Source organism: Marinimicrobium sp. C6131, assembly GCF_026153455.1.
Classification (GTDB): domain Bacteria; phylum Pseudomonadota; class Gammaproteobacteria; order Pseudomonadales; family Cellvibrionaceae; genus Marinimicrobium.
Window position 1 is genome coordinate 1,596,678 of sequence record NZ_CP110629.1, and the last position, 26,796, is coordinate 1,623,473.

At 59.5% G+C, this 26,796-nt stretch carries 19 protein-coding genes and 1 CRISPR repeat array; of the genes, 3 read left to right on the top strand and 16 right to left on the bottom strand.

Annotated features, from left to right (window positions below; all coding sequences use genetic code 11):
* Positions 1 to 178 precede the first annotated feature (178 nt).
* The 4 genes from eno to tilS all read right to left on the bottom strand — a co-directional run bounded on the left by eno (position 179) and on the right by tilS (position 5,512).
* Positions 179 to 1,468: a phosphopyruvate hydratase gene (gene eno, locus OOT55_RS06815; protein WP_265368362.1), complete on the bottom strand. Its 1,290-nt coding sequence runs from the start codon at positions 1,466 to 1,468 to the stop codon at positions 179 to 181.
* A gap of 56 nt (positions 1,469 to 1,524) precedes the next feature.
* The gene (kdsA, locus tag OOT55_RS06820; RefSeq protein WP_024460511.1) at positions 1,525 to 2,376 is read right to left on the bottom strand and encodes a 3-deoxy-8-phosphooctulonate synthase; all 852 of its coding nucleotides are present in this window, start codon (positions 2,374 to 2,376) and stop codon (positions 1,525 to 1,527) included.
* A 49-nt stretch (positions 2,377 to 2,425) separates the two neighbouring features.
* Entirely contained in the window at positions 2,426 to 4,054 is a 1,629-nt protein-coding gene (locus OOT55_RS06825) for a CTP synthase (RefSeq protein WP_265368363.1), read from the bottom strand.
* A gap of 123 nt (positions 4,055 to 4,177) precedes the next feature.
* Positions 4,178 to 5,512 carry a tRNA lysidine(34) synthetase TilS gene (gene tilS, locus OOT55_RS06830; RefSeq protein WP_322113832.1) on the bottom strand — a complete coding sequence of 445 codons (1,335 nt, stop codon included), beginning with the start codon at positions 5,510 to 5,512 and terminating at the stop codon, positions 4,178 to 4,180.
* A 153-nt stretch (positions 5,513 to 5,665) separates the two neighbouring features.
* Here tilS and OOT55_RS06835 point away from each other — a divergent pair, with 153 nt between their 5' ends.
* Both OOT55_RS06835 and greB read left to right on the top strand, forming a co-directional pair.
* On the top strand, positions 5,666 to 7,603 hold the full coding sequence (locus tag OOT55_RS06835) for a S9 family peptidase (protein ID WP_265368364.1): 1,938 nt from the start codon (positions 5,666 to 5,668) through the stop codon (positions 7,601 to 7,603).
* 2 nt (positions 7,604 to 7,605) lie between these two features.
* Positions 7,606 to 8,127: a transcription elongation factor GreB gene (greB, locus tag OOT55_RS06840; RefSeq protein ID WP_265368365.1), complete on the top strand. Its 522-nt coding sequence runs from the start codon at positions 7,606 to 7,608 to the stop codon at positions 8,125 to 8,127.
* A 46-nt stretch (positions 8,128 to 8,173) separates the two neighbouring features.
* Here the strand turns inward: greB and OOT55_RS06845 are convergent, their stop codons facing one another.
* Genes OOT55_RS06845 through OOT55_RS06855 form a run of 3 tightly spaced genes read right to left on the bottom strand, consistent with a single transcriptional unit; the run spans position 8,174 to position 9,957 of the window.
* Entirely contained in the window at positions 8,174 to 8,680 is a 507-nt protein-coding gene (locus OOT55_RS06845) for a CC0125/CC1285 family lipoprotein (protein ID WP_265368366.1), read from the bottom strand.
* A gap of 57 nt (positions 8,681 to 8,737) precedes the next feature.
* Entirely contained in the window at positions 8,738 to 9,469 is a 732-nt protein-coding gene (locus OOT55_RS06850) for a hypothetical protein (protein ID WP_265368367.1), read from the bottom strand.
* The gene (locus tag OOT55_RS06855) at positions 9,466 to 9,957 is read right to left on the bottom strand and encodes an RNA polymerase sigma factor (protein WP_265368368.1); all 492 of its coding nucleotides are present in this window, start codon (positions 9,955 to 9,957) and stop codon (positions 9,466 to 9,468) included. The genes OOT55_RS06850 and OOT55_RS06855 overlap by 4 nt, the downstream gene beginning before the upstream one ends.
* Positions 9,958 to 10,088: 131 nt before the next feature.
* Between OOT55_RS06855 and OOT55_RS06860 the strand changes: the two genes are divergently transcribed.
* The gene (locus tag OOT55_RS06860) at positions 10,089 to 11,483 is read left to right on the top strand and encodes a S8 family serine peptidase (protein WP_265368369.1); all 1,395 of its coding nucleotides are present in this window, start codon (positions 10,089 to 10,091) and stop codon (positions 11,481 to 11,483) included.
* A 24-nt stretch (positions 11,484 to 11,507) separates the two neighbouring features.
* On the opposite strand, the gene OOT55_RS06865 is transcribed toward OOT55_RS06860, so the two are convergent.
* The 9 genes from OOT55_RS06865 to cas1f form a co-directional block, all read right to left on the bottom strand.
* Complete coding sequence (locus tag OOT55_RS06865; RefSeq protein WP_265368370.1) at positions 11,508 to 12,503, bottom strand: hypothetical protein; 996 nt, start codon at positions 12,501 to 12,503, stop codon at positions 11,508 to 11,510.
* Between the two features lie 65 nt (positions 12,504 to 12,568).
* Positions 12,569 to 13,384 carry a hypothetical protein gene (locus tag OOT55_RS06870; RefSeq protein ID WP_265368371.1) on the bottom strand — a complete coding sequence of 272 codons (816 nt, stop codon included), beginning with the start codon at positions 13,382 to 13,384 and terminating at the stop codon, positions 12,569 to 12,571.
* A 421-nt stretch (positions 13,385 to 13,805) separates the two neighbouring features.
* Positions 13,806 to 14,558 (bottom strand): hypothetical protein, encoded by a 753-nt coding sequence (locus OOT55_RS06875; RefSeq protein WP_265368372.1) that lies wholly within the window; start codon positions 14,556 to 14,558, stop codon positions 13,806 to 13,808.
* A 357-nt stretch (positions 14,559 to 14,915) separates the two neighbouring features.
* A CRISPR array of direct repeats spans positions 14,916 to 18,248; the repeat unit is 28 nt; unit sequence TTTCTGAGCTGCCTGCGCGGCAGCGAAC.
* Positions 18,249 to 18,378: 130 nt separating this feature from the next.
* Positions 18,379 to 18,942, bottom strand: coding sequence for a type I-F CRISPR-associated endoribonuclease Cas6/Csy4 (gene cas6f, locus OOT55_RS06880; protein ID WP_265368373.1), 564 nt, complete (start codon positions 18,940 to 18,942; stop codon positions 18,379 to 18,381).
* Positions 18,943 to 18,945: 3 nt separating this feature from the next.
* A complete protein-coding gene (gene csy3, locus OOT55_RS06885; protein ID WP_027330763.1) occupies positions 18,946 to 19,965 on the bottom strand; it encodes a type I-F CRISPR-associated protein Csy3 in 1,020 nt (339 codons plus the stop codon).
* A gap of 31 nt (positions 19,966 to 19,996) precedes the next feature.
* Positions 19,997 to 20,974 carry a type I-F CRISPR-associated protein Csy2 gene (gene csy2 / locus OOT55_RS06890; RefSeq protein ID WP_027330762.1) on the bottom strand — a complete coding sequence of 326 codons (978 nt, stop codon included), beginning with the start codon at positions 20,972 to 20,974 and terminating at the stop codon, positions 19,997 to 19,999.
* A complete protein-coding gene (csy1, locus tag OOT55_RS06895) occupies positions 20,967 to 22,325 on the bottom strand; it encodes a type I-F CRISPR-associated protein Csy1 (RefSeq protein WP_265368374.1) in 1,359 nt (452 codons plus the stop codon). The genes csy2 and csy1 overlap by 8 nt, the downstream gene beginning before the upstream one ends.
* A gap of 46 nt (positions 22,326 to 22,371) precedes the next feature.
* On the bottom strand, positions 22,372 to 25,779 hold the full coding sequence (cas3f, locus tag OOT55_RS06900; protein WP_265368375.1) for a type I-F CRISPR-associated helicase Cas3f: 3,408 nt from the start codon (positions 25,777 to 25,779) through the stop codon (positions 22,372 to 22,374).
* Positions 25,776 to 26,759 (bottom strand): type I-F CRISPR-associated endonuclease Cas1f, encoded by a 984-nt coding sequence (cas1f, locus tag OOT55_RS06905; RefSeq protein WP_265368376.1) that lies wholly within the window; start codon positions 26,757 to 26,759, stop codon positions 25,776 to 25,778. The genes cas3f and cas1f overlap by 4 nt, the downstream gene beginning before the upstream one ends.
* Between the last annotated feature and the right edge of the window lie 37 nt (positions 26,760 to 26,796).

The window sequence follows — 26,796 nt, forward strand, 5'->3', positions numbered from 1 at the left end:
CGGATAAACGGTGGATGACGCACTTTGCGCTTATCCACCCTACATCGCTACCGTTACGGCGGATTGCCTTGATTGGGATTACGGCGGATGCGGCCTTCGGCCTTATCCGCCCTACGCAAACCACGGTGCCATCCGCCGTTACCCAAACAATCCGCCGTAACCTTACTCTCTACCTTACTTAGGCCTTGAATTCCGCACGGCCCTTGTACGGCGCCGAGCCATTCAGCTCCGCTTCGATGCGCAGCAGGCGGTTGTACTTGGACACACGGTCGGAACGACACAGAGAACCGGTCTTGATCTGACCCGCTGCGGTCGCCACGGCCAGATCGGCAATGGTGGTGTCTTCGGTTTCACCGGAACGGTGGGAGATCACCGCGGTGTAACCGGCGTCCTGGGCCATCTTGATCGCATCCAGGGTTTCGGACAGCGAGCCGATCTGGTTGAATTTGATCAGAATGGAGTTACCGATCTTCTTGTCGATGCCTTCTTTCAGAATCTTGGTGTTGGTCACGAACAGGTCGTCGCCCACCAACTGGATCTTGTTCCCCAGCTTCTGGGTCAGGTACGCCCAGCCGTCCCAGTCGCTCTCATCCAGACCGTCTTCGATGGAGATGATCGGGTACTTGGCCGACAGATCCGCCAGGTAATCAGAGAACTCTTCGGCGCTGAACACCTTGCCTTCGCCAGACAGGTCGTACTTGCCATCTTTATAGAACTCGGACGCGGCGCAGTCCAGTGCCAGGGTCACATCTTCACCCAGTTTGTAGCCGGCATTGGCCACGGCCTGACCGATCACCTGCAGAGCCTCTTCGTTGGACGGCAGGTTGGGGGCAAAACCACCTTCGTCACCGACAGCGGTACTCAGGCCCTTTTCGCTCAACACCTTCTTCAGGGCGTGGAAAATTTCCGCACCGGTGCGCAGCGCTTCGGAGAAGGTCTTGGCGGAGACCGGCTGAATCATGAACTCCTGAATGTCCACGTTGTTGTCGGCGTGCTCGCCACCGTTCAGGATGTTCATCATCGGTACCGGCATGGAGTACTTACCGGCGGTGCCGTTGACTTCTGCAATGTGCTGATACAGGGGAATGCCCTTGTCGATGGCGGCGGCTTTGGCAGCGGCCAGGGACACGGCCAGAATGGCGTTGGCGCCAAACTTGGACTTGTTCTCGGTGCCGTCGGCATCGATCATGATTTTGTCGAGAGCGCGCTGATCGGCGGCGTCTTTACCCACCAACAGGCCTTTGATGGTGTCGTTGATGTGGCCCACGGCCTTCAGTACACCCTTGCCCAGGTAACGGGACTTGTCGCCGTCGCGCAGCTCCAGTGCTTCGCGCGAACCGGTAGAGGCGCCAGAGGGGGCGCAGGCGGAGCCCACGGCACCGCTTTCCAGAATGACTTCAGCGCTGACGGTCGGGTTACCGCGACTGTCCAGAACTTCGAAAGCTTTGATGTCGACAATTTTACTCATGCGTAGATTGCTCCGTTTGCCAATAAATAATGAAAAAGGGTTCGTTACTGCGTTCGTTACTGAATATCCAGTGGCGGCAACTGCTTCACCACATCGTCAATAGCTTTGATCTGGGCCAGGAACGGCTCCAGCTTGTCCAGCGGCAGCGCGCTGGGACCGTCACACTTGGCGTTGTCCGGGTCCGGATGGGCTTCCAGGAACAGCCCCGCCAGGCCGACGGCCATACCGGCACGGGCCAGCTCGGCGACCTGGTGACGGCGGCCACCCGAGGCTTCGCCCAGCGGATCGCGACACTGCAGCGCGTGGGTGGCGTCAAAAATAATCGGCGCCCCGCCGCTGACTTCCCGCATGGTGCGAAAGCCGAGCATATCCACCACCAGGTTGTCGTAACCGAAGTTACTGCCCCGCTCGCACAGAATGATCTGGTCGTTGCCACATTCGCGGAATTTTTCCACGATGTTTTTCATCTGGCCCGGACTCAGAAACTGGGGCTTCTTGATGTTGATGACCGCTCCGGTCTTTGCCATGGCCTGTACCAGGTCCGTCTGGCGCGCCAGGAAGGCGGGCAACTGAATCACATCACAGACCTCCGCCACCGGCTGACACTGATACTGTTCGTGCACATCGGTAATGACCGGCACCCCGAAGGTGTCTTTGATTTCCTGAAAAATTTTCAGGCCTTCTTCCATGCCCGGGCCGCGAAAGGAATGGATGGAGGAGCGGTTGGCCTTGTCGAACGAGGCCTTGAACACGTAGGGAATTCCCAACTTTTCGGTCACCTTGACATAGGCTTCGGCCACCTGCATTGCCATGTCCCGGGATTCGAGGACATTCATGCCACCGAACAGGGTAAAGGGACGTTGGTTGCCCACCGTCAGCTTGGCAATGGCAATATCTCGATCAGTCACAGCGTTCTCACTCTATCGTTGGCGGGCCCCGCAGGGCCCGCGAGGCGGATCAGGAGGATTTCTGGTTGGCCAGGGCGGCGCGAACAAAGCTGGTAAACAGCGGATGGCCGTCGCGCGGCGTGGAGGTGAATTCCGGGTGGAACTGGCAGGCGACAAACCAGGGGTGATCCGGCAGTTCCACCGCTTCCACCAGGGTATCGTCCGCCGACCAGCCGCCGATGCGCAGACCGGCTTTCTGCAGCTGGTCCACGTAATTGTTGTTCACTTCATAACGGTGCCGGTGACGCTCGACAATCACATCCTTGCCGTAAATCTCACGGGTTTTTGACCCCGCGACCAGCCGACTCTCCTGACCACCGAGGCGCATGGTGCCGCCCAGATCCGAGGTTTCGTCACGCTGTTCGCGGCGACCACTGTTGTCCACCCACTCGGTAATCAGACCGATCACCGGGTCCGGGGTGTGTTTATCAAATTCGGTACTGTTGGCGTTTTTCAGGCCGAGCACATTGCGGGCAAACTCGATCACCACCGATTGCATACCCAGGCAGATACCCAGGTACGGCACCTTGTTCTCGCGCGCATAGCGCACCGCCATCAGCTTGCCTTCCACCCCACGGTTACCGAAACCGCCGGGCACCAGAATCGCATCCGCTTCGCGCAGCAGGCTGTCGCCCTGCTCTTCCAGTTGTTCGGCGTCCACGTATTGCATGTTCACTTTGGTACGAGTGTGAATGCCGGCGTGAATCATCGCCTCGATCAGGGATTTGTAGGCATCCAGCAGTTCCATGTACTTGCCGACCATGGCGATGGTGACTTCATGCTCGGGATGCAGTTTGCCATCCACCACGCGATCCCACTCGCTCAGGTCCGCCGGGCCACAGTCGAGCTCGAACTGCTCGACGATAATGTCATCCAGGCCGAATTCGTGCAGCATGCGCGGAATGGCGTAAATGGTGCCGGCATCCGGCAGCGGGACCACCGCGCGCTCATCCACGTTGGTGAACAGGGCAATTTTGCGGCGGGAATCTTCGTCGACTTCCCGCTCGGAGCGACACAGCAGAATATTGGGCTGCAAACCGATTGAGCGCAGTTCTTTCACAGAGTGCTGGGTCGGTTTGGTCTTGGTCTCGCCGGCGGTGGCGATATAGGGCACCAGGGTCAGGTGCATCAGAATGGAATTCTTGGGGCCCAGCTCGACTTTGAGCTGGCGCACCGCTTCGAGGAACGGCTGGGACTCGATATCCCCCACGGTACCGCCGATTTCCACCAGTGCCACATCGGCATCGCGGCCGCCTTCAATAATCCGGCGCTTGATTTCGTCGGTAATGTGGGGAATCACCTGAACCGTTCCACCCAAGTAGTCGCCGCGGCGCTCTTTGCGCAGCACGGTTTCGTACACTCGACCGGTGGTGAAGTTGTTGCGACGGGTCATCTTGGTGCGAATGAAGCGCTCGTAATGCCCGAGATCCAGGTCCGTCTCGGCCCCGTCTTCGGTGACGAACACCTCGCCGTGCTGAAAAGGGCTCATGGTGCCCGGATCCACGTTGATGTAGGGATCCAGCTTCATGATGGTGACGTTCACGCCCCGAGACTCGAGAATTGCCGCCAGAGAAGCCGAGGCAATACCCTTGCCCAAAGACGAAACCACACCACCGGTAACGAAAATATATCGCGTCATGTAAAACCTTGTTCAGTACGATCGAGGGACAGACAAATACCGGGCGCCAACGCTGTGCTTGTCGTTGGGGTATTTCTCTTCAGGACGGGGCGCCAGAGTACCAGAAAGGCGGGATCGCCTCAATCAAAAGTTGTACCACCTCAGGCGGTAGCCCGGTTGGCCGGGGGCCGCCGAGAAGCCCTTGCAGACCCACAGATCCCCGGCGGCCACCAGGGTCTCGCCGCTGTAAATCAGCGGCAGCCGGGCCCGCCACCAGGGCGCGAGCGCGTACTCCTGCAGCAGTCTCTTCAAGGTCTGTGAGTGGGCCCGCCCCTCCGGCTGACAGCGTTCGCCTCCCCGGCGCCACTGGATAGAGAGGTCCGGCAGTCCCGAGGCCAGACGGGAGCCACTGGCGCCCTGCTCCCCCTTTTCAAAAGCCAGCACGGCGCCACCCGGCAGCGGCACTCGTCCCTCTTCGCACAGCTGCAGCGGGATTCGCCCTGAGGGCACCGGTGCCTCGATCGACGCACTGCTCAGCAAATACAGTCCCTCACGAAACCGGCGCAACTCCCAGCCATCCCAGGCCACACGGGCCTGGGCGTCCTCCCGCCCGTCCACCAGTTGGCGATCGACCTCGGTCAATCGGTCACGATTCAAACCCGGCACTCCACGCTCCCGGAACCAGACCCGCAACACCTGATGCCGCCGCGCCGGCGACAGGCCCCGCAACCCCGGTAGGCTGAGCACCCGGTCGACGGAGGCGTGCGGATCGGCAAACTCAGGCGCCAGACGCGCCAGGTCCTCCCGTGCGTACTCGTCCAGCAGTGCCTCGGATTCCGCACACAGCGCCGCACTCTGCCCCCAGCTCTCCGCCAGATGCGGCCAGCGCTCCCGCAACGCGGGTATGACCCGATGACGGAGGAAGTTGCGATCAAACTGCAGGTCCTCGTTGCTTTCATCTTCCACCCAGGACAACCCGTGACTCTGTGCGTAGGTTTCAAGCTCGCTCCGGCTCACGCCCAGCAGCGGACGCCAGAGCTCCCCGGCACCCAACGGCCGCCGCGACGCCATCCCCGCCAGCCCTCGAATCCCGGAACCTCGTGCCAGTCGCATCAGCAGGGTTTCCACCTGGTCGTCGCCATGGTGGGCGGTCAGCAGGATTTCATTGCGTTGGAGCTGTTGAGTGAACGCCTGATAGCGCGCTTCGCGAGCCGCGTCTTCCAGTCCCTTGCCGTCTTTCTGGACATCGACGGTCACTACGTCCAAAGGCACGCCTAGCTGTTCACACAGTGTTTCGCAGTGACGCTGCCATTGGTCGGCATTAGGAGATAACCCGTGATGAACATGCACCGCCCGCACCCCCGAATACCCACTCGCCACCGCATGCAACAGCACGGTGGAATCCAACCCACCACTAAGCGCAACGCAGTAGCGACGATCTTCTGGAAGTGTTTGGATGGACTCTATTAATGGCATCATGGGCGTGAATAAAGTGTAATTGCGGCAGAACGACCGGCGAGCCACATTGATAAACCAACAACGATCACTGACAATGAAGGCATTGTCACCGTTTGGTTAGGGGTTGTCCACGACCGCCCACCGAACGACTCAACCAACCGCGACAGGATGCCTATGGCTACCACCGCCCCCTACGGAAGTTGGGCCTCGCCCATCAACGCACAGACACTCACCCAGGGCACCGTTCGCCTCAGCGAACCCGCCATCGACGGCGACGACATCTACTGGCTCGAATCCCGACCCAGCGAAAAAGGCCGCAGCGTACTCGTGCGGCTCAACGCCCAGGGCCTGCGCCAGGACATGACCCCACATCCCCACAGCGTCCGCACCCGCGCCCACGAATACGGCGGCGGCAGCTACTGCGTACAGGACGGTGTCGTCTACTGCGTACTCGACAGCGACCAACGCATCTACCGGCTGACCGATCAGTCGCTCACCGCCCTCTCCCCCGAAGGCGACTATCGCTACGCGGACCTGACCCTCGACACCGCACGGCAGCGGTTGATCGGCGTACGGGAAGATCACACGGTCAAAGACACCGAAGAACGGGCCGAAATTGTCGCCATCGCGTTGGATGGCAGTGGCGATATCCAGGTGCTCGCCACCGGCGCGGACTTTTACAGCAACCCGCGCCTGAGTCCCGATGGGACGCAGTTCTGCTACCTGTGCTGGAATCATCCCAACATGCCCTGGGACAGCACCGAGTGCCATCTGGCAGACGTGGCCGACGATGGGTCTCTAAAGAACCTCCGGATGATTGCCGGGGGTGAAGGCGAGTCGGTATTTCAGCCGCAATGGGCCCCGGATGGTGAACTGTATTTTGTCTCGGACCGAAACAACTGGTGGAACCTGTACCGTTGGACCGGTGACGACGCGGAAACCCTGTGCCATCTGGACGCCGAATTTGCCACGCCCCAGTGGGTGTTCGGCATGTCCACCTATGATTTCCTCAGCCCCAATACCGTTCTGTGCACCTACACCCAGGAAGGTTACTGGCTGCTGGCCCGGCTGGATCTGACTCACGGTACCCTGACCCGGATCGAGACCGGCATGACCGACATCAGCTCGGTGCGCTGTGGCGGTGGCAAGGGCCTGTTTCTTGGAGCCAACGCCCAGCATAACGTCTGCCTCTGGGCGTTCAGGCCCGAAGGGACCGAAGCGCTGGTACCACTGGCCCGCTCGGCCTCGTCGGACCCGGACCATCACTACCTGTCCAATCCCGAGCCCATGACCTTCGAAACCTCCGACGGGGAGGAGGCGCACGGTTTCTATTACCCGCCCCACAACCCCGATTTTGTGGCACCGGAGCATGAGCGCCCGCCCCTGCTGGTGATGTGTCACGGCGGCCCCACCGGCGCGACCCAGACCGCGTTGAACCTTAAAATCCAGTTCTGGACCAGCCGCGGTTTTGCCGTGCTGGATGTCAACTACCGGGGCAGTACCGGTTACGGCCGCCGCTATCGCGAGCGGCTCAAGGGCAACTGGGGCGTGACCGATGTGATTGATGTGTGCAGCGGCGCCGACGCTCTGGCCCACCAGGGACTGGCCGACCCGGAACGCTGTGCCATTCGCGGCAGCAGCGCCGGCGGCTACACGGTGCTGGCCGCCCTCACCTTCCGGGACACCTTTCAGGCCGGCGCCAGCCTGTACGGCATTGGCGATCTGGAAGCGTTAACCCGGGACACCCACAAATTTGAATCCCGTTATCTCGATTCCCTGGTGGGCCCCTACCCCGAGCAGCAGCGCGTGTATCAGGAACGCTCCCCGCTCAGGCACATCGAACAACTCCATTGCCCGGTGATTTTCCTGCAGGGCGAAGAAGACAGAATCGTGCCGCCGAACCAGGCCGAAGCCATGGTCAAGGCACTGACCGACAAAGGTATCGCCAACGCTCTGGTGCTGTTTCCCGAAGAGGGACACGGCTTCCGCCAGGGCCCGAATATCGAACGGGCCATGGAAGCCGAATTGTATTTTTACGGTCAGGTTTTTGGCTTCACGCCGGCCGACAAAATTGAACCCGTGCCTATCGCTCACCTGAAGGAGAACCTCTGAGTATGGGCCGCTGGCGTCCCCCCGCTCCCGGAAGCTCGCCCTACATCACGCCGACGGGTGCCCGTCGGCTGAAACAGGAGCTGACCCACCTGTGGAAGGTCGAACGTCCACAGGTCACCCAGACCGTGCACGAAGCCGCGAAAAACGGCGATCGTTCGGAAAACGGCGATTATATCTACGGCAAAAAGCGCCTGCGGGAGATCGACCGCCGGGTGCGCTACCTGAGCAAACGCCTGGAAAACGTGACCATCGTGGATCGCCTGCCGGAGGACCGGAGCAAAATCTTTTTTGGCGCCTGGGTGACTCTGGAAGATGAGGACGGTGAAGCGCGGACTTACCAGATCGTCGGCCCCGACGAGTTTGACCTGAGCCGTGGCCAGCTCAGCGTCGACTCACCGCTGGCCCGGCAACTCCTCGGCAAGCGGGTGGACGATGAGGTGGTGGTGCGCACCCCGGAGCAGGGGGAACTGGTGTATTGGGTTACCGCTATTGAATATCGGGCGTATGAGGATACGCTGGCATAGGGCCCGGCCAGTATTGGGCCCTGTTGGTGTACCTTGAGGGGCTTCTCTAGTTCACTCGCTTGCGCAGATTGTCCCGCACTTCCAGCGCATCGTAGCTTTCGCCTTCTGTGGGCCGCACACCCTTGCCCAGGCGGATTTCCAGAATCACTTCCGACTCTGATCGATCCCCCGAACGAATCTCGGCGCCGTACGTGGTGGAGGGGCGGGAGCGCGTGGTGCAGCCGAGCAGGCCGCACTGGCGCTCCCACTCCCGGGTGCGACTTGCCCCCACTTTACTTCCGGACTCCCGTTTCTCGCCATCCACCAGCCGATCGACAACGACAAACCAGTCGTGGTCCGCCATCAGGGTCAGCTCGGCGGCGCGCAGCAGGGCGTAGTCCATGGCCTCGAAGCGTTCGTCGCCGCGTATTTTAAAGGACACCCGATAGTGGTTATCGGCAATCTGGCTCTCCCGGTAGCCGTAGCCACCGTCCGATGCCGGCCGGTAGACCTCGGGGGCCGCACAGGCGCTGATCAACAGAGCCATCATCAGAACGAGTATTGGCGTTTTCATACACTACCTCCCGGTTATCTGGTCAAGGGCTTTAACGATTGACCCGATGGCGTCTGGCTACGGCTGCCAATCGCGTTCGATCAACTGCTTTTCCTGATCCGGCTCAATGATGCCGCCGTCCATCATCTGGTCCAGTGCACTGTCGAGCAATGAACCACCGCTGGCAGTCTGATAGCTGCCGGGCGCTGCGGACGGCTGGCGAACACTGGCCAGCTGTTCCCAACCGGCGTCGGCCTCTGGAGCGCGGCAGGCGATGTTCTCCGAGCGTTCTCCCCCACCGGTGACAAGGTACTGCCGGCAGTGCTGTCCGTCGCGGTTCACGAAGGTGAGCCGGGGGGTCACTTCCCGGCCGTCAGGCAGGGTTTCACTGGTGCCACTGGGCAGCGTTTCCAGACGCTCGGCAACGGACCGGAAAGCATCGGCCTGGGGATTACCGACGTTGTCGGTGACCTCGGCCAGTCCGAACCCGAGCGCGAGTGCAACAGCGGCCGCGATACCGGTCTGCGCGTTCAGGGCCTGACGGGCCCGCCGCCATAGGGGAAAGGCAATCACCTGGGCAGACTCGGGCTTGGCGTCGTCCTCCGCCAACAGCTTTTGTACTCCGCTCGGCAGTGGCCGTTCATCAATGGCGTGGGCGCGCTTGCGCACCAGTTTGTCCACGGCGCTGAGCTCCGCCAGGCGGTCCGCCAGTGCCGGGTCTTCGGCCAGCCGGGCGCGAACCTGCTCCATCTCGGCCGGAGGCAATTCGCCGTCCAGAAAGGCCGACAGGGTGTCATCGTTGATGTTCATGCGCTGGTCCTCGCTACAGGTGAATTCAGGCTTTGTATGAGAGCGGTCCGGGCGCGAGCCAGGCGGCTCATTACCGTTCCCGGGGGTATTTCCAGCGTGGCGGCCGCCTCCTTGTAGGACAGGCCCTGGACGGCCACCAGCGACAACACCAGGCGCTGGTCGTCCGGCAACCGGTCCATGGCGCGGCTGACCTGGTCGAGCTCGACTTCGCTCGACATGGCCCGCTCCCCATCGACGATTTCGCGCTCCTGCAACTGCGGCTGAAAGGTCGCTTCTTGGCGGACCTTCCGGGAGCGGTAACCGTCGATCCACAAATTCCGGCAGACCCGGAACAGCCATTTCGTCAACTCCACTCCTTCGGGTACAGTGCGGTTCAGCGCTCGCTCTACCGTGCTCTGCAGCAGGTCGTCGGCATCGTCCATCGACCCGGTGAGCGAGTAGGCAAACCGCCTGAGCTGAGGCAATACCTCGGTCAATTCGCTTTTCATAGACAGCACCTTTCTGTTGTACCCTGTTAACGGGCCAGCGGGGTTTTTATTCCCGGCCCCAGGAATTTTTTATCGGGTGAGGCCGTTATAGTAACAGGTACCTCACTAGCTCCCTCACCGGATATCCGATTATGAAAGCCAACGTCCGCCGCCACCGCCCGACCAGACACCGGCCAGCCAGGCTGACCCGATTTCGTCCACTGGTGCTGTGCCTACTGGGCCTCGGCACCATCGCCCAGGCTCAAATCGGTTTGCCATCGGCGGTGACCGACCGGGTGGAACGCTCCGTTGATTCGGTAGAGCGCCTGCGCCGGGATTCCCTCCCCGAGGTCACCAGTGCCCTGGAGCGCCGACTCGCTGCCCCTTTGCCAAAGCAACTACCTGACAACCTGCGCCCGCCGGAAGAACCCCTGGGCGCCCTCCCGAGCCGCGTGCCAATACTGGATTCCCGGGGCGCGACCCTGTTTATGGAGGTGGAAGTGGAAGACGGCTGGCGCGCCGTACAGAGCGAGTGGCTGCTGATGCTCGCGCCCGGAGAGCGGGCATTGCTGGAGCCGCTGGATGTCGAGTTCCTGGAGCAGAAGCGTCTGCCGAAGCTGGGGTTGGAGTTGGTGCGCTTCCGGGTACCGGCTCGACTGGACTCCTACGCCGCTCTGCGAAAAGCCTTGCCGGCCGACCTGGCCGAACGGCTGGACCGCAACCACATCTACAATCCCCAGGCCGCCAAGCCAAGGGCGGAATCCGCCGAGCGCCCGCGCACCCCACTGTGTGAACAGCCGGTGAAAGTGGGCATGATCGATACCGCCATCGCCACCGGGCATCCGGGGCTGATCAACAGCCGCATCGTGGAACGGAACTTTTTACCGGACACCGAGGGCACCGGGGAGCAAGGTCCGCCCACCGGCCATGGCACGGCGGTCGCCGGACTGATGGTAGGGAGCTTTGACGACGCACCGGCACGCTTGCCGGGGGCAAGGCTCTATAACGCCTCCGTGTTCTACAGCCGCAACCAATACGCCCAGGGCGCCACCATGATGCACCTGATGTCGGGCCTGGAATGGCTGACCGAGCAGGAGGTGAGCGTGATCAATATGAGCCTGACGGGGCCTGACAACCGGATACTCGCCACCGCCATGGAGCGGATCACCGCAGAAGGAACCGCCGTGGTCGCGGCGGCGGGCAATGCGGGGCCTGCGGCCTCACCGCTTTATCCGGCGGCCTACCCCGGCGTGATCGCCATTACCGCCGTGGACGCCGACGGGCAGGTGTATCGCTGGGCCAATCGGGGGGAGCACATCGATTTCGCCGGCCCCGGCGTGTCGGTACGCACCACCCGGGGCAATGGGGAATTTGGCCATGAGAGTGGCACCTCCATGGCAGCGCCGACGGTGACCGCTCATGTGGCCTGTGCCCTGGCCAACCAACGGGCGTCCAGTGAAGAGGTGGTGCAATATCTGGCCGGGCAGGCAAAAGATCTGGGAGAGAAAGGCCGCGACCCGATTTTTGGTCACGGCCTGCTGGACTAGTCGGCTAAAACAATCGGACAAACATCAAAACTCCAGGCTCAGTGACGCCGATACCCCGGTTTCCCGGTAATCCGCCGCGTCGAAATTCGAGTCGTATTGGCCGTGCTCGACTTTGGTTTCCAGCGCCAGCCACTCGACGAAATTCAGCGTCCAGATCGCTTCGACGACATGACTGCGGTCGTGCCGGGTGCCCGCTCCAGTCGGCGACATGGGATCATCAGTTCCGGGAAGCCATTGTGTGTCTCCATTGTCGGTCTCAGGCAGCGACTCCTCGTTATCGTAGTCCCGATCCTGATACCGCCAGCCCAATTGTATCCGGCTTTCCTTACCCGCAATCGAGCCTGTATGAGAATAACGGGCCCGCAGTTTAAGGGCGGTGTTGTCGAACGCCGGTGAACTGGCTTCTTCAACCTCGCGGCCCACACCCAGTGACCAGAAGCTGCGAGCACTGTTGAAAAAGTAATAGACATCGGCGGCCAGTTCTTCGCCATCGGCGTTGCGTTCACGGTTGTTCTCAAACCGTTTTTCGCTGTCGGTATAGGCACCGCGAAGATAAACACCGCCGCTAAACAGCTTGGCGGCGTAGAGGCTGTCTCGGGTCAGATCCAGCAAAGGTTCGGACGCAAGCTGGGCGTCCGCGACATGGCGGCTCAGACCCCAGGTAATGCCCGCCAGGTCAATGGCGGCATCAAGCGAAGCGATACCCAGATCCTGATCGAATTCGCTGACCTCGTGATACCGGCGTGAGGACAGGCTGTAGCTGCCTTTCAGGGTGATCCGCTCTGTCGGGTAAAGCTCACCGCCGACTCGACCGTAAAACACATGCGCCGAGTCGCCCTGACTGGACGTCTGGTCCAGCGACGCCACCGAAAGCGTCGAATCATAGGCACCGCCGGCCTGAAGTTTCACATTGAAGTCCGCCTTTTTATCCGACGTGCCGTCGTTTTGAGCAAGGGCGGGAACACTGGAAAAAACGGCGGCAACGGTCAGTACCATTCGGGGTAATGTATTCATATTCATGGGAATGACTCCGAAAAAAAGCACCGGTCGGACTGAGGCCCGCCGGTGCTGACTGGAAGTGGGTGTTAGCGGGTGATACTGGCATCGAGTGCCTGTTTGACGGAGGCTTCAGCGGCCCCGGCCGCTTCGCCGGCAACCTGGTTGGCTACCGTTGCGCTCACCTGCTGGGCAACCTCCGCATCAACCGCCGCCGCCGTTGCCGCGCTTACCGAGTTGGACACTTCATTGCCAACCGCCTGGCTGACTTCCGCGGCCACATCGACACCAGCCGCCGCCGTAACGCTGGCCGACTCCACAGCCGCAGCGGCCTGCTCCTCTGCCTGGGCGCCAGCCTCTGCAGCGGTATCAACGCCATTCTGAACAGCGGCTTCGGCCGTGCCCAGCCCCTGTTCCATACGCTCACCGGCTTGCTCACCGACGGACGCCGCCGTGGTCAACCCCGCCTCGGCGCCGGCATTGGCTTCACCCTCGACATTCTGTGTAGCCGAGGTAGCAGCCTCGCCAGTGCCTTCCAGCAGAGTGCGGGACTCAGCAGTCAGGTTGGAAGCGCTATCCGAGCGTTCTTCGACATCGCCGTTGATAGTGTCCCCGTTGTCGGCCACCTCATCATCCGTTTCGGCGGGCTCATCCCGGGAAGACCGTTCTTCGTACCGCAGGCTCACCGCGGACGAGCTCCCGGCATCTCCCCGGGCTTCTGTAGACGCCGCGCTCTGCTGTTCCTGTTCGCCGGCCGGCTCACCGGCTTCGCGAGTTCCGGAGGTTTGCATCTGAGCATCGGCGTTAACGCGAGCGTCAGCCTCGGCCTCAGAACTGAAGGTTTGAGCAGAGCTTGGCAGAGCCAAAACAGAAGCGATTGCAAGTACCAGTGTTGATTTTTTCATGACTAAGACCTCCTACTGATTGGGTTTCAACCAGTTAACGTCTTAGTGGGAAATTTATTCCACAGAGGGTCTAAAAATTGATTCCACCGCCATTATCCGGCGGGAGGAGCAGTCAGGAACGGGGCCGGGCGTGATTCCTGACTACCCTTGAACGTAAAGAAGTCCCGGATGCAACACGCTCGTGTTCCACCAGGTTGATTATCTGGCTTTTACCAAGGTCAAACTCACTCACGGCGAATAAACGACGTAACCGCCCAAGCGATTAAACAGCCGAGCACGAAGACCCCTATCGCTAAAGGAAGATTCCCAAGGTAGACCCAAGACAGAAGCGCCGCCAGCAACGCTATGTAGTATGCTGCCTGTTCAATGATTGCAGATAACAACGACCCCAATTTGGAGAATTTCCTCGCTGTTGAATCCTTCACTTGCACAACCCCTTGATATCAACATTCTCGGGCCTTGAGCAAAATTCAGATATTGCCACTGGGGCTGGAGCAAGTTGACTGAACGACATTATTTCGAACAAGGCGCTCTCCGCATTATCTGAAAACGCCTGTTCCTTCTCAGAGAGATGGACATCCAAATTATAGTTGATTTTTGGAACTGGAAGCTCAGGGCGCCCAGTGAGAACAGATTGAACTATAGATTCGACATGAACTTTCCCTATCGCAACAGACTTTATTGCCGCACCATAGCTTGCGATGAGAAAGTGAGTTGCTGCTGCCGAGCGTTTGGCATTCCTGGATAGCCGACGAGCCCCCGCTAAACCACCTGTGGCCGCGAAGCTAGTAAATATGCCACCTCCGACTCGACCACTGAGATCACTTTTTCGGTAGCGAAGATTGTATTTGACCACTGTTTCAATAATTTTTCTCCCTTTAGGGTTACCCCTAAGAACCTCAGAGGCTTTCCATAGGCGGCCCGCAAAGATACTCGCTTGAGCCCTTCGGCCAGGTCCCCACAGGCCCAGCTGCATTTGCAGCTGAAACAAACCAATCCACCATGTGATCGGATGGTTATAAGCGCCCTTGATAAACCTGTGCCACGCCGGCTCGTCACCCACGGCATAACTTTGAATAAACCGATCAAACTCTTGCGAGCTTAAATTTTGCAAATTCTCAATTAAAACTTGAGAGTCTGCCTTGTCCATCCCATCCAGTGACAATTTATTCATAACACTTCCTTAATTTCCCGTCTTGACGCCGCGCTCACTAATGCAGCTATCCAATCGATCGAACCCATCGGGCTCGGTGGAATAAGGCAGAAATATAGCATTGCGAAAACTAACTATTCAATATGCAATTGACACCGCTTAACCCGAAACATAGACGTTTCCGTGGAAACTCACGACAACCAAAGCTAGCACCATCTACTCTTGTCGTCACTTTCATTATTCTCGCAGACTTTCCGCCATTATTCTTTTGTTGCTCCAGCTCATTCTTCCTCAACAACTCGTGATTGTACTAGAGAGGCGCCAATGTATCTTGTGGATTATCGGCCCCGAACAAGCGGAGAGCAGTTGTGGATAAAATTTCTAAACTACCTGTTCGGCAGCGAACTTAGTAACGAGCAACCGCATGGTCTCGTTATATTTCTGAGCTACCTGTGCGGCAGCGAAGCCTGAGCGGGCCAGCGGTTTCGACCCGGAGCATTTCTGAGCTGCCTCTGCGGCAACGAACTTTTACAGCACCGATGGCCAGAACTGGTCCGATTTCTGAGCTGCCTCCGCGGCAGCGAACGTCGAGCTTTTCCAGTAGTTCCTAGCTCATTTTTTCTGAGCTGCCTATGCGGCAGCGAACTGCCCATCTGTATCCAACGCATTCAGCACCTCTTTCTGAGCTGCCTGCGCGGCAGCGAACTTTTCCACAGCCCGTTTGCAAATGTTTGTAGCTTTCTGAGCTGCCTGCGCGGCAGCGAACGAGCGGATGCCGGAAGCTCTGGCTTCCTTCGATTTCTGAGCTGCCTGCGCGGCAGCGAACACAACTCAAGCAGTAGCCGACGCTCTGAGCAATTTCTGAGCTGCCTGCGCGGCAGCGAACTACGGCTTCTCAAGGGCGCTGGTGCCGTAGATTTTCTGAGCTGCCTGCGCGGCAGCGAACAATACACCCCAGCATACCCAGACGTTACTTGCTTTCTGAGCTGCCTGCGCGGCAGCGAACGATGGCACGCTGTACCTCGTGCAAGCATTCTATTTCTGAGCTGCCTGCGCGGCAGCGAACGGCCTGCCTTGCTTTGTCGCCCTCGCTCCACGTTTCTGAGCTGCCTGCGCGGCAGCGAACTACTCCCAAGCCCTGAACTTCAATCTATTGTTTTTCTGAGCTGCCTGCGCGGCAGCGAACATGAGCTTTTGGCTAGAGCAGCCACAATGGTTTTTCTGAGCTGCCTGCGCGGCAGCGAACTATGCCTGAATCGCGGCATTGTCACAAATGTTTTTCTGAGCTGCCTGCGCGGCAGCGAACAACCGCAGTAGCTCGGTGCAGGACTTCACCCATTTCTGAGCTGCCTGCGCGGCAGCGAACGCGACATCGAGGCCGATGCGTTCGAGATCATCTTTCTGAGCTGCCTGCGCGGCAGCGAACGACCTGGAGCTGCTGCGCTCTCGCCTGAGCGATTTCTGAGCTGCCTGCGCGGCAGCGAACAAAAGTGGCGTACCGCGGCGGACATCATTGACTTTTCTGAGCTGCCTGCGCGGCAGCGAACGACCTCCTGCCATGGCGGGCCGCTGGCGAGGTTTTCTGAGCTGCCTGCGCGGCAGCGAACTTTGTGCAGCAGCTGGAGAAGCGAGGCTACCATTTCTGAGCTGCCTGCGCGGCAGCGAACTCGACAAGTTCGGTGCCATTCTTTCGGTCACTTTTCTGAGCTGCCTGCGCGGCAGCGAACGCCTGGACGGGCAACGTGACGGGCAACCAGACTTTCTGAGCTGCCTGCGCGGCAGCGAACGTGCTGGTGCGGCTGCGCAGGCGGGCGCTGACTTTCTGAGCTGCCTGCGCGGCAGCGAACGTCAGGTTGTTGAGCGGCCGCGTGGGCTTCCAGTTTCTGAGCTGCCTGCGCGGCAGCGAACTACCAGTCAGTGCGGATCCCCTTTAACTATGTTTTCTGAGCTGCCTGCGCGGCAGCGAACTCGGCGGGCGCACTGGTACCGTCCTCATCGATTTTCTGAGCTGCCTGCGCGGCAGCGAACGAGCCTGCGGGTGCGTCGCACCACCGCCGGGTTTTCTGAGCTGCCTGCGCGGCAGCGAACTTTTGGGGCGGCTTAGGCCGCTGCCTGTTGCTTTTCTGAGCTGCCTGCGCGGCAGCGAACCTGCACATCGGGTTGATCGCCCGGCGTATCCATTTCTGAGCTGCCTGCGCGGCAGCGAACACCAAAAAGGGCGGCCATAGCCGCAATGTTCTTTTTCTGAGCTGCCTGCGCGGCAGCGAACGAAGTGCTTGGCCAAGAACGCCATGACTAGCTTTTCTGAGCTGCCTGCGCGGCAGCGAACGACTCCATCAAGCGCTTTTTTAGTGCCCGCAATTTCTGAGCTGCCTGCGCGGCAGCGAACGCGTCACAAGGGCTGAATATATGGCGGCAACTTTTCTGAGCTGCCTGCGCGGCAGCGAACCAGGACTTCCACAAACTCACCGTGGCGGAGCTTTTCTGAGCTGCCTGCGCGGCAGCGAACCCACCACGCGGCGCAATTACACCCGGGTCATATTTCTGAGCTGCCTGCGCGGCAGCGAACAAAAGACTTCACCGGCCCCGCGCTTTAGTCTCTTTTCTGAGCTGCCTGCGCGGCAGCGAACAGCGGCGTGGGCGGCGGGTACCGTATCGATACTTTCTGAGCTGCCTGCGCGGCAGCGAACACCATTGCCGACCTGAACGGGCTGAGCATCGATTTCTGAGCTGCCTGCGCGGCAGCGAACTCCTGGAATGGAAGCTGGATGCTTTCTGTTGTTTTCTGAGCTGCCTGCGCGGCAGCGAACGGTACGCGCCGCTTCCGCATGGCCTACGAAGATTTCTGAGCTGCCTGCGCGGCAGCGAACTTGGTGGAATCCCAGGTGTGCAGGCGGCGGCTTTTCTGAGCTGCCTGCGCGGCAGCGAACATGCAGCGCTTCGAGCAAAGCCGCGCGGGTCGTTTCTGAGCTGCCTGCGCGGCAGCGAACTTGGGCTACCGCGCCGATGCAGAAGAAGAGGATTTCTGAGCTGCCTGCGCGGCAGCGAACCAGGGCTTTGCCAGTATGTCGGCCCCGATGAATTTCTGAGCTGCCTGCGCGGCAGCGAACTCACCGGTTCTTCGCGTTCGTCTACCCGAACCTTTCTGAGCTGCCTGCGCGGCAGCGAACAGTTCAATGACTGCTTTTTCGATGTCTGTCATTTTCTGAGCTGCCTGCGCGGCAGCGAACGTCGTCGTCGGTCAGCGGCTCGCCCATGTAGTTTTCTGAGCTGCCTGCGCGGCAGCGAACATAAGTGCCGGGCTGATTGCTCCGGGTGTTGTTTTCTGAGCTGCCTGCGCGGCAGCGAACGATGACTTCGACAGTGACATACCTTTCTAAAATTTCTGAGCTGCCTGCGCGGCAGCGAACTCAACGATCCGGTGCCGGTGAAACGGTCCGATTTTCTGAGCTGCCTGCGCGGCAGCGAACCTCAACTACCTGGTCGTCGAATTCCTGATACATTTCTGAGCTGCCTGCGCGGCAGCGAACATGCAGACCGAGCGCGGCCGTGCGCTGCTTGATTTCTGAGCTGCCTGCGCGGCAGCGAACTTGGCGCCTACGCTGGCGCCAACTCCGATAGATTTCTGAGCTGCCTGCGCGGCAGCGAACATATATCTTTGAGAAACATGGGGCCGCCAGTGTTTTCTGAGCTGCCTGCGCGGCAGCGAACTAGATCAGTTTAGCCGTAAGATACTGATTGTTAAAGAACTTTCTCAAATTCGCATGAGAACCCCAAAGTTTTGAGGCAGGAGGTAAGTCATTGATTTTACAGGGGCCTGGGAAGCCCCTGTAAAAAAGGGTCAGAAGATGGGAACGGTGGCGCCCAGGCTGAGGCCATAGCTGTTAAATCGACCTGAAACGGGCTCAGGCATGGGTTTGCCCTGCTCTACAAACAGGTGAAACCCTTGACCTGTGCTCTGACTGCGCAACACAGCAAAAGGCAAATCAGGCCGCTGCTCCACCGAGTCCGGAATGGCCTCAGACGCTTCCTGGTAGGTCTCGCCCTTGCGCTTCATCCTCCGCCTGCGCAACCGCTCCACGTTGGTCTTGTACTGCCGACGTTTCACACAACTATGCTGAGTATCGGCTGGAACCTGTTGAGCCGGGGATAGCTCAATATGGTCCCGCATGCCTCTAAGCCAGTCCAGAGCCTGGAGCTGCTTCAAGTCCGCACTCGAGCCGTGAATCCTCAGAATACTCCCCAAGCCCTTGGGCTTGAGGCTGTACTCCGGGAAGCTGACCCCGATGCGATCCGTCTCCAGACTCACTAGGGCCCGGTGCAGCTTGTTATAAAGTGCGCCCATCAGCATTGGCTGGGAGAACTCTGGATCGGGCAATAGCTGGATATCAAGGTAGTGGTCCATAGGTCACCCCGCATCGCCGAATACACCGCCGCGAATCAGGGTCGCCATCACAAAGTGCTGCTGTTCAACCTCAGGCATTTTGTCTTTCAGGACCCAATTATCCAGCAGGTTGTAGAAGTCCAGCTTCTGCTTGGGCTGACGGTACGCCTTGCCCTGATTGGTGACCGAACCATAGGGTTCCACCGCAATCGGCCCCAGATCCTCAGCGCCGGGGTACCAGGTATCGATGGTGCGCAGCGCGTTGCCGATCTTCTGTGAGTGAATGGCCGCAACCTTATCGACATCGTAGAGGGTTTTACTTTTGTCACCGCGCCCGCGATCCAGAATCAGCTCCTGTGACGGAAAAACTTCCTGCCCCTCCCCGAGCCGGACAAAAGCAGTCACCTGCAAGAGGACGTGCTGTTCCTCCGTCAGGCCCGCCTCTATCACCTTGGCCAGTTCCGTAACGCCCTGATTGGTGTTGGAAAAGTCCCGCAATGACAGCTCCAGAGCATCAAACTGCCAACTTTGTGCAGGCTGACCATCCTGCATCCGGGCAACACGCACATCCACATCTTCTGCGCCGACCCGGTTGCGCCAGAGAAAGCGGCCATTAGCCAAGTTGGCGGCATAGCGTTTGGCCAGCTCACCAAAACCGTTCTCGGCCACATAACCGCCGACAGTCTCCTTCAGTTTCTCCTGATACGCCGGCTCATTGCAGGCCGACGGCTTACCAGTACCCCCCAATACGCGCAGGGTAAAGGTGACTTTCAGGGTATCTGCGCCCGTGGACAGTGCCGCTACATCGACGGTTTGCAGGTTAGGGTTTTCTATTTCGGCGTCGAGTTTGGCCGGGTCCTGGTCCTTGGTTTTGAGTCGGTTGGAGATGGTGCCGCGAACGGATTTCTCTTTGATCGCCACCGGTGTCCAGTTTGTGTGGTTCTCCCTACTCTCCCAGTCGCCACAATAAAATAGCGCATCGGAAGGGTCCAACTTGCGCTCGAATGCCAGTACAGATGCGGTTTTCAATGTATCGTTAGCCATGGTTAGTGTCCTCTTTAGCCTGGGTTATTCATCAAAGGTCATAGTCATATTCAGGGGTCAACTCTGGGCTGTAGCCATTCCGGCAGCGGTAGAGGCCCTCGTTCGGCTGACTGTCCGGGTACCAGAACATTTGCTCTGACGACTGCAGCCTGTGAGGGCTGAGCCACTGGCCGATGCCGTAAACACTCTCGACAAAGCAGAATGGCGTTGTGCTGTCTCTTGCGTTGGCAACCGAGCCGGGCGCCTGCACCTCAGTAAGGGCGCCATAACCCAGGGGGATGGGCACCAGCCAGCCCTTTCGGTCATGTTGCCATTCGCCACTGCCATCCTCACCCGGCTGCCAGGTCCAGTTGATTCTTGAAAGCGACAGCCAGGCGTCCAGCCGGTTGGCGTCGGGCGCTGTCTTGCGAAGCTCAGCCAGACGCTCATCAAGCAGGTCACTGCGCTCCACCAACACAAACCCGGGCAGCAGGCGCATTTTCAGACGGTTGAATCGCTTCTTATTGTCCGCATCATCGCCGGTAAAAGGTTCTACATAAGGGGCTTGCTTTCGGTTTCGCGGCTGGATGGGCAGCACCGTGCCGCCGGCAATGCGCATGGTACTGACCAGCTCTTGCACCTGGGCGGCCACTTCCCGGGCTTTACCCGGTTCTCGCAACGCATCACTGCGCACCGCAAACACCAGGCTGAGCTCCAGGTGAATGCGCCCTTCTTCCACAATCGCGGCGGGTTTGCCATCTTTACCCATGGGATTGCGAGTCAACCGAAAGCTGCTGATGTAACCGGACCTGTGCGTTTGTTCATCAAAGTCGTGGGCCACAACGCTGACGGCATTGAATTGCAAATCCAGCCCCGCCGCCTGGGTCTTGCGCTCCAGTGCCCACATCAGCCCGAGAAACGCGGTCATGGAGGGAAACCCGTGGGTCATTGGGCTGGACAGCGCATTGGCGTTTTGCACCCGCAAGCGGGGCAGCACCATCAGGTACTCAAATGGGGGGAAATCAGCCATTGGACACCTCCTGAGTCGCGGTCACTTGCGCAGCTGGACGGCGCCACCTCGAAGGCCAATCGGAATCAACTAACGCCTGCCTGGCCCAGTGGGCGGCTTCGGTGTCACCGACCGGCACGCCCGCATTGTGCAGAATATTGTTCAGCCAACTGCCAAAGCGGTTGGCAACCTCCTGGGGCCAGTCTTTCCATTCCAGCGCCTGCTGAAAGGCCTTATCGTCCTGCTCGTACTCAGGTCGAGGCGACAAATTTGTCCGCTCCGAGTCCAGCCACAGCTGTTCACACTCCACCAGTTGGCAGTCCGGATCACGCGTCCAGCCCGGTTCTCTGGACTGCCGGACGGTACAGCCAAAGGCCACCAGGGATTCGCCCAAAGCGCGCTCTATATCCTCCCGTTTTTTACGGGTCTCCATGGTAGAATCTGGGTCATCTTTAAGCAGTTTAATCAGCGCCTTTAGCAGCCCATTGACACCTTCATAGCGGCGAAAATGCCGCATGACCGCTTCGGAGGACATGAGTCGGCGCTCACTGGATTGACGCCACTGCGGCGGCAAGGAAGCGAACAGATAGTTCACACCACCGCGTTCACTATTGAGTTGGCTGATATTCTGGGGTTTGGTGCCACCAAGCTTTCTCGCCGCCAGACCTCGGTACTCAACATAGGGCGTGGAGTGTTCGTGGCGCTTGTAATAGGCTTGGCGAGCCTCTTTGTTGCCCTCCCCGAAACGGGCTTCATTGATGCGGCCATGCACTTCGTGAGCGAAACTGCTGGAGAACATGGGCTGTAGCAGCTGGAAGCCCGCGTTATCTGTCGGCTCGCCAGACACGCACCAGTACACCTGTTTGGCCAGGACGTGAGAGACCGGCGCCGCCGGCGGACGAACCAGAGCTTTAAAAGCCTCGGCCCACTCCTGAGCCACTGACTCATCGGTGTCCAACGCGGCCAAAAGACTGGAATCATTTTCCTGCAGCCAGTCCAGAAGCCGTTTGCCATCAACTTCCAATTTCAAGAGCTTGTAGACATCAAGGGCAGCGGCATTGCCCACGACATCTTCTGCAAACCCCTCACCCAGCATGTGACTGCCCACTTCTGTCCGCTGTTCAAGGGTTTCTGGGGGAATGTGCAAGCTGCTGCCCTTGGCGTCCGGATGCGTGGCCTTGAGCACATGGGTCACCGCCTGAATCTGCGATACGCGCCGGGCGGCATCGGCTAGCCAGGTTCGGTAGTCATACTTTGCGGCCAGCTTTTCGGCCGCCTCACCCTCCAACCCTTTGAGCTTGGCGTCTCGCCGTTCTCCGACAAAGCCCGATATGGCCTGATAGAACCGGTTCGTCCTGTCTTCATCACTCATACTTTCTCTCCCCTTTAAATGAGCCTACAAAGTTGGATATATTCGTTCATCGTTTTTTACTGAACCCCAACACCGGGTCAAACCACCAACCCTGAGCACTCTCAAGCACGTTGACCGTGGTAAATTTCTCTGCGCATTTGGATAAATCCTGACCCTGAGCCTCTGCCTGCTCCAACAGCAGAGCCAGCAAGTCGTGTTGCCCCCACGGTGTCACTCGCTCTCCCTTCGGTGGCGGCCTGTCGATAACCAGACTCTCCGCCGAGGTATAGATGGCAGATTTACCTCGGCTCCCCTCCTCAAAAATACGGTGGGGCACCAGCCGTTCCTCGTCTTCATCGGGCAAGAACACCAGAGTCACCTCCTTCTGGGCGTCGTCGGAACGGAAGGGCTGTTGCTGGGGTAACACACAGGTGAGCATAGCCCGGGGGTACTGCCAGGCGGAGGCTGCGTTGAGTGGGTTGCCTCGTCTGTCGAATCGTCCGCCAGAGGTGGCAATGGCTTTGGGAAGCATGGTTTCGGCCAGCCGGGCATGTTCCAGGTCCACCAGGCTGTGCTTGGCCTGCCAGGGCTGAGGGCCGGGCTGAATGCGTGGGCGGGCAGTAATAATGCGGTATTCGTCCTCACGAAGCAGTTTGCTCAGTTTTTGCGTCGCCAACCGGAAAGGCGCCTCAGCGGGGGCATCGGCGTCCTCAAAGCCGGGATAGACAAAGGCGGCCCTTCGCCGATCGTCGGCTGGGTGTGTACCACCCGTGTAGTGGCGCAGGTTGGTCTCAAAGATGGCGATATTGGGTGTTTGACAGGGTTTTTGCCGATGCCGCTGGACCCGGCCAGCCAGTTGGATCAGAGAACGCATGGACGAGGGCTCTACCACCGCCCAAGCGTAGTCATGATCGCGCCCCACTTCCGTTACCGGGGAGCCCAGCACCACAAACAGGTGGTCGTTTTCGGGGGAGCCGTCCAACGCGGCGCGAATATCGGCGCGCTCAAACACCGCCTCGGGCTGACGGCGGTTGAGGGTGGTGTCCAGTTGATTTTCGATGGCCGAACGCAACAACAGGGGCAGCCGGGAGTGGTAGACACACAGATGAATATGAACCCCTTCCGGCGCACCCAGCCGAAATAGCGCCTCGGCCACATAGAACAGGGGCTCGATATTGGCCATGCGCACTAGGCCGAAGCTCACTTTTTTGCCGGTGTGTGGACAGGTCTCGCAGTGGTCGGCGTGCAGCGGCAGTATGGTCTCGCGAACCGCATTGGCGAACGCCTCGAAGACCTGCTCCCTTGATTGTGATTGCTCAATGGGCAAATGTACCAGCGTGCCACGCCGTTTGGCGCCGTCTGCCTTGATGGCATTGTCCAGTGCCTTGACCCGCTGCTCGACAAAGCGGCTGTGTGCCCGGGTGTAGTCCTGTCCGGTGGGAATCTGCTCGCGCTGTACGCCGAATTCATCCACCCAAAGGCAAGGGATTTCCATACCACTACCCGCTTTCAGAGGCTGGTCGCCCCGGTTGCGGTGGTAATGCTGCCGCCCGGCCCGGTAAGCCTGGAACATACCGTCCAGTAAGGCCGGAGGCAGAGTAGCGGAGGAAAGCACCACGCGACTGCCCAGCAGGCCCGCCCAGTGAACCAGGCGCGCCAGAGCGGGTAAATCGTTCAGGTCAAAATCATCCAGTTCATCGAGCACAAGGTCGCTGCTCATCAGCCGCAGCATGGGCGCAATCTGGCGCCCGGCCCGCTGAGCTTCGGTGGCGGGCATCAGGTGGTCGATGGTGCAGACCAGCATGGGGGCGGACAGCAGGGAGCTGATTTTGGGGTTGGCCATGGCTTTGGATAACAGCGGGTGGTCCGCGTGTTCGCCTTCAAAGAGGACATGGCTGTCTTCTTCGATCAGATCCTGGGTGGAAGCCGAACCGGTTTGTTCTGCCTGCGCTTCGTGGTATTCAAACAAGGCCCGGCTCGCCGAGCCCCCCACCCGGATGGCCAGCTCGTCCTCGCCCAGGTTGAGGTCCTCGCGATAGCTGCGCCCGGTTTGCAGTGTGAGGGTCCGCAAACCCAATGCAAAGGTGGCGCGCATGCCCAACACCGGGTCCGCGAGAGCATTCAGAATACGGGCGTTGGCCAGGGTTTTGCCGCAACCCGTGGAGGCCATATTGACGATGAAAGCACCCCGCTCCGCCGCCGTATCCCGCATCGCCGTGGCCGCGTCGGCGCCCTTGTCCTGCCAGCGAAAGCGGTCCAGGCTGCTGCGTTTTTTGAGCCCTTTATGACGAGCCAGCCGGGGCAGATAGCGTTCAAAGCCCGGCAGTGCGTGGCTGATGCTCCCGGCCATTCTGGCTACACCCAACAGATGTTCGTCCAAAGTTTGCTTTAGCTTGCCGTCCTTGCCGGTATTGGCAAACAAGGGGCCTTGACTGTCGGCTTTTACTCGTTCAAGGCTTTCCGGGGGAAGGGAAGAATAATAGTGGTCCGCCAGCATCAAGCTCAGGCGGGCCAGGTGCATCACATAGGGGTTATCCAGCCAGTCGCCATGGCCTTTCTCCTTCAGGGCGAGCAGGCGCTTCGCCAGTTTGGCGGACTGGATACGCCACTTGGGCAGGTTGACGGGGAGATCGCCCGCCATATCCCAGTAGGGCTCAATGGTGCTTGTGTCGGCCTCGCGTTTCTGTTCATTCCACTTGTGGGTAATATCCTGGACCAGATCTGCCAGCTTTTCCGCCTGGTCAAAAGGCGCTTTTTTACCCAACCGTTCTTGCTGCTGCGTTGCTGTATTCTCAACGGGCATCACAGGCAGGCGATGGTGGGTCAGCACCAGCCAGGCGACGGCCGAAGCCAGTGGGGGTAAGCCGTCAAACGGCGGCGGTGTGTCCGCATCGAGGCCGTCGCGCCAATACCGGCCAGCCTGTAACCAGGTTTGCTCATCTTCGTCTGTGGGCGCCATCATCCGCTTTAGCCAGGTGGCGTCATCATCCTGACCGACGAACGCGAGGAACAAACGCAGAGAGACCCACTCGTGGCGGTAAAAGTGCTTTTCCTGGCGCTTGCCGGCCAAGCGTTGCTGAAAGGCAATGCTAGCCTTGCCCAAGTCGTGTAAGAGTCCGGCCAGTTGGGCCAGCAGCTTTATGTCTTCCCCGGTATGCCAGTCATCTTCATCACTGCGGCGCACAATGTTGCGCTGGGTACTATTGGTGGGCACGGCCCCGTGGAGGTTGAACTGACTGGCATTGCCCACGATCCACATCAGCTCGCTGTGGTCCTTGCCCCGAATCCAGTGACAGGCTACGGCGGTGTTCTTGCGGGCAGTTTTGCGCAGGAGCTTACGCAGGGTGTTAAGACCCTCCATGGTAATGGCCGTCTGCCAGGTTCGGTCGCCCCGGCGCTCGGCAAACTGATCCAATATTCGGCGGGACTCTGTGAGGGCGCGCTTACTGCACTGGGACACCAACAATACATTCATTCGCCCTGCTCCACTAAGGCGGCGGTTTCCAAGGCAATGGACTTCAGGGTGTCGATCATAAAATCCAGGGACTCGCTGCGGGTCAGCGCCTCGATACAATTCTGGCGAAACTGCTGCTCCTCATCGCCACGCATCGCCGACAGAAACGCCTGGGGAAGTATGGCCGCATCCTTGATCAGGTCAGCGGCGTCGAACACCAGACCGCCACGGCGGGTTTTACCGTGTATAATGGCCAGGCCGTGTGGTAAGCCCAAAGTCCAGGTGGCCGTTGCCCCCAGGCCGTACGCGAGATAGTTGCCGTGGTCCAGAAAACGGTTAGCGGGGTCGGCGCCCGTGCCCCGCTTGGCGCGGGTAAAATCACCATAGCCGACGGCGTCCACCGCCAGTTTGAAAAGCGCCTTGGTCAGCCGGGCTTCCTCGGTCAGCAGTGACATAGTGTCAGGCTGGACGTCAATGCGCCGAGCACTCTCCGAGAGTAAGCTGTCGAGTCTGTTTGCATCTACCGAGAAGCCCGCGTCCTGCAACCCTCTTTTACACCATTCCTGCTGCAATCGCGCCAACCGTGCCCGCTGCAAGGCTTTGGCGGCCGCCAGGCGCAACTCATCATCGAACCAGAATTTGACCCATGCCTGCAGGTACTCTGTGGGGCGATACTCACTCTGAGGCGAGAGCCAGGTCACATCAACGTCAACTTCATTGGCGGTGAATAAGGGCGTACCTCCGCCGCCACAGAACCCAACCAACACTCCAGCCTTGGCCAGCTCCCGCATCGCAGCCTGGGTAACAGACGTTCCTGTGCCCAGCAGAATACTGGTCGTATTGGCAATGGGAATGTTCCAGTACAGCGATTCTTTCCCCTGATCGGTCACATACTCTACCCTGCCACCATTGACCAGTACTCGGCAATGCTGAAGATAATAGATATTGGCTCTTTTGGAATGGAGGATGGTTTTCAAATCCGAAGGCGAAATATCTTCCATACCTGATCTCAATTCTCTTACTGGGTGTTGTTCAACC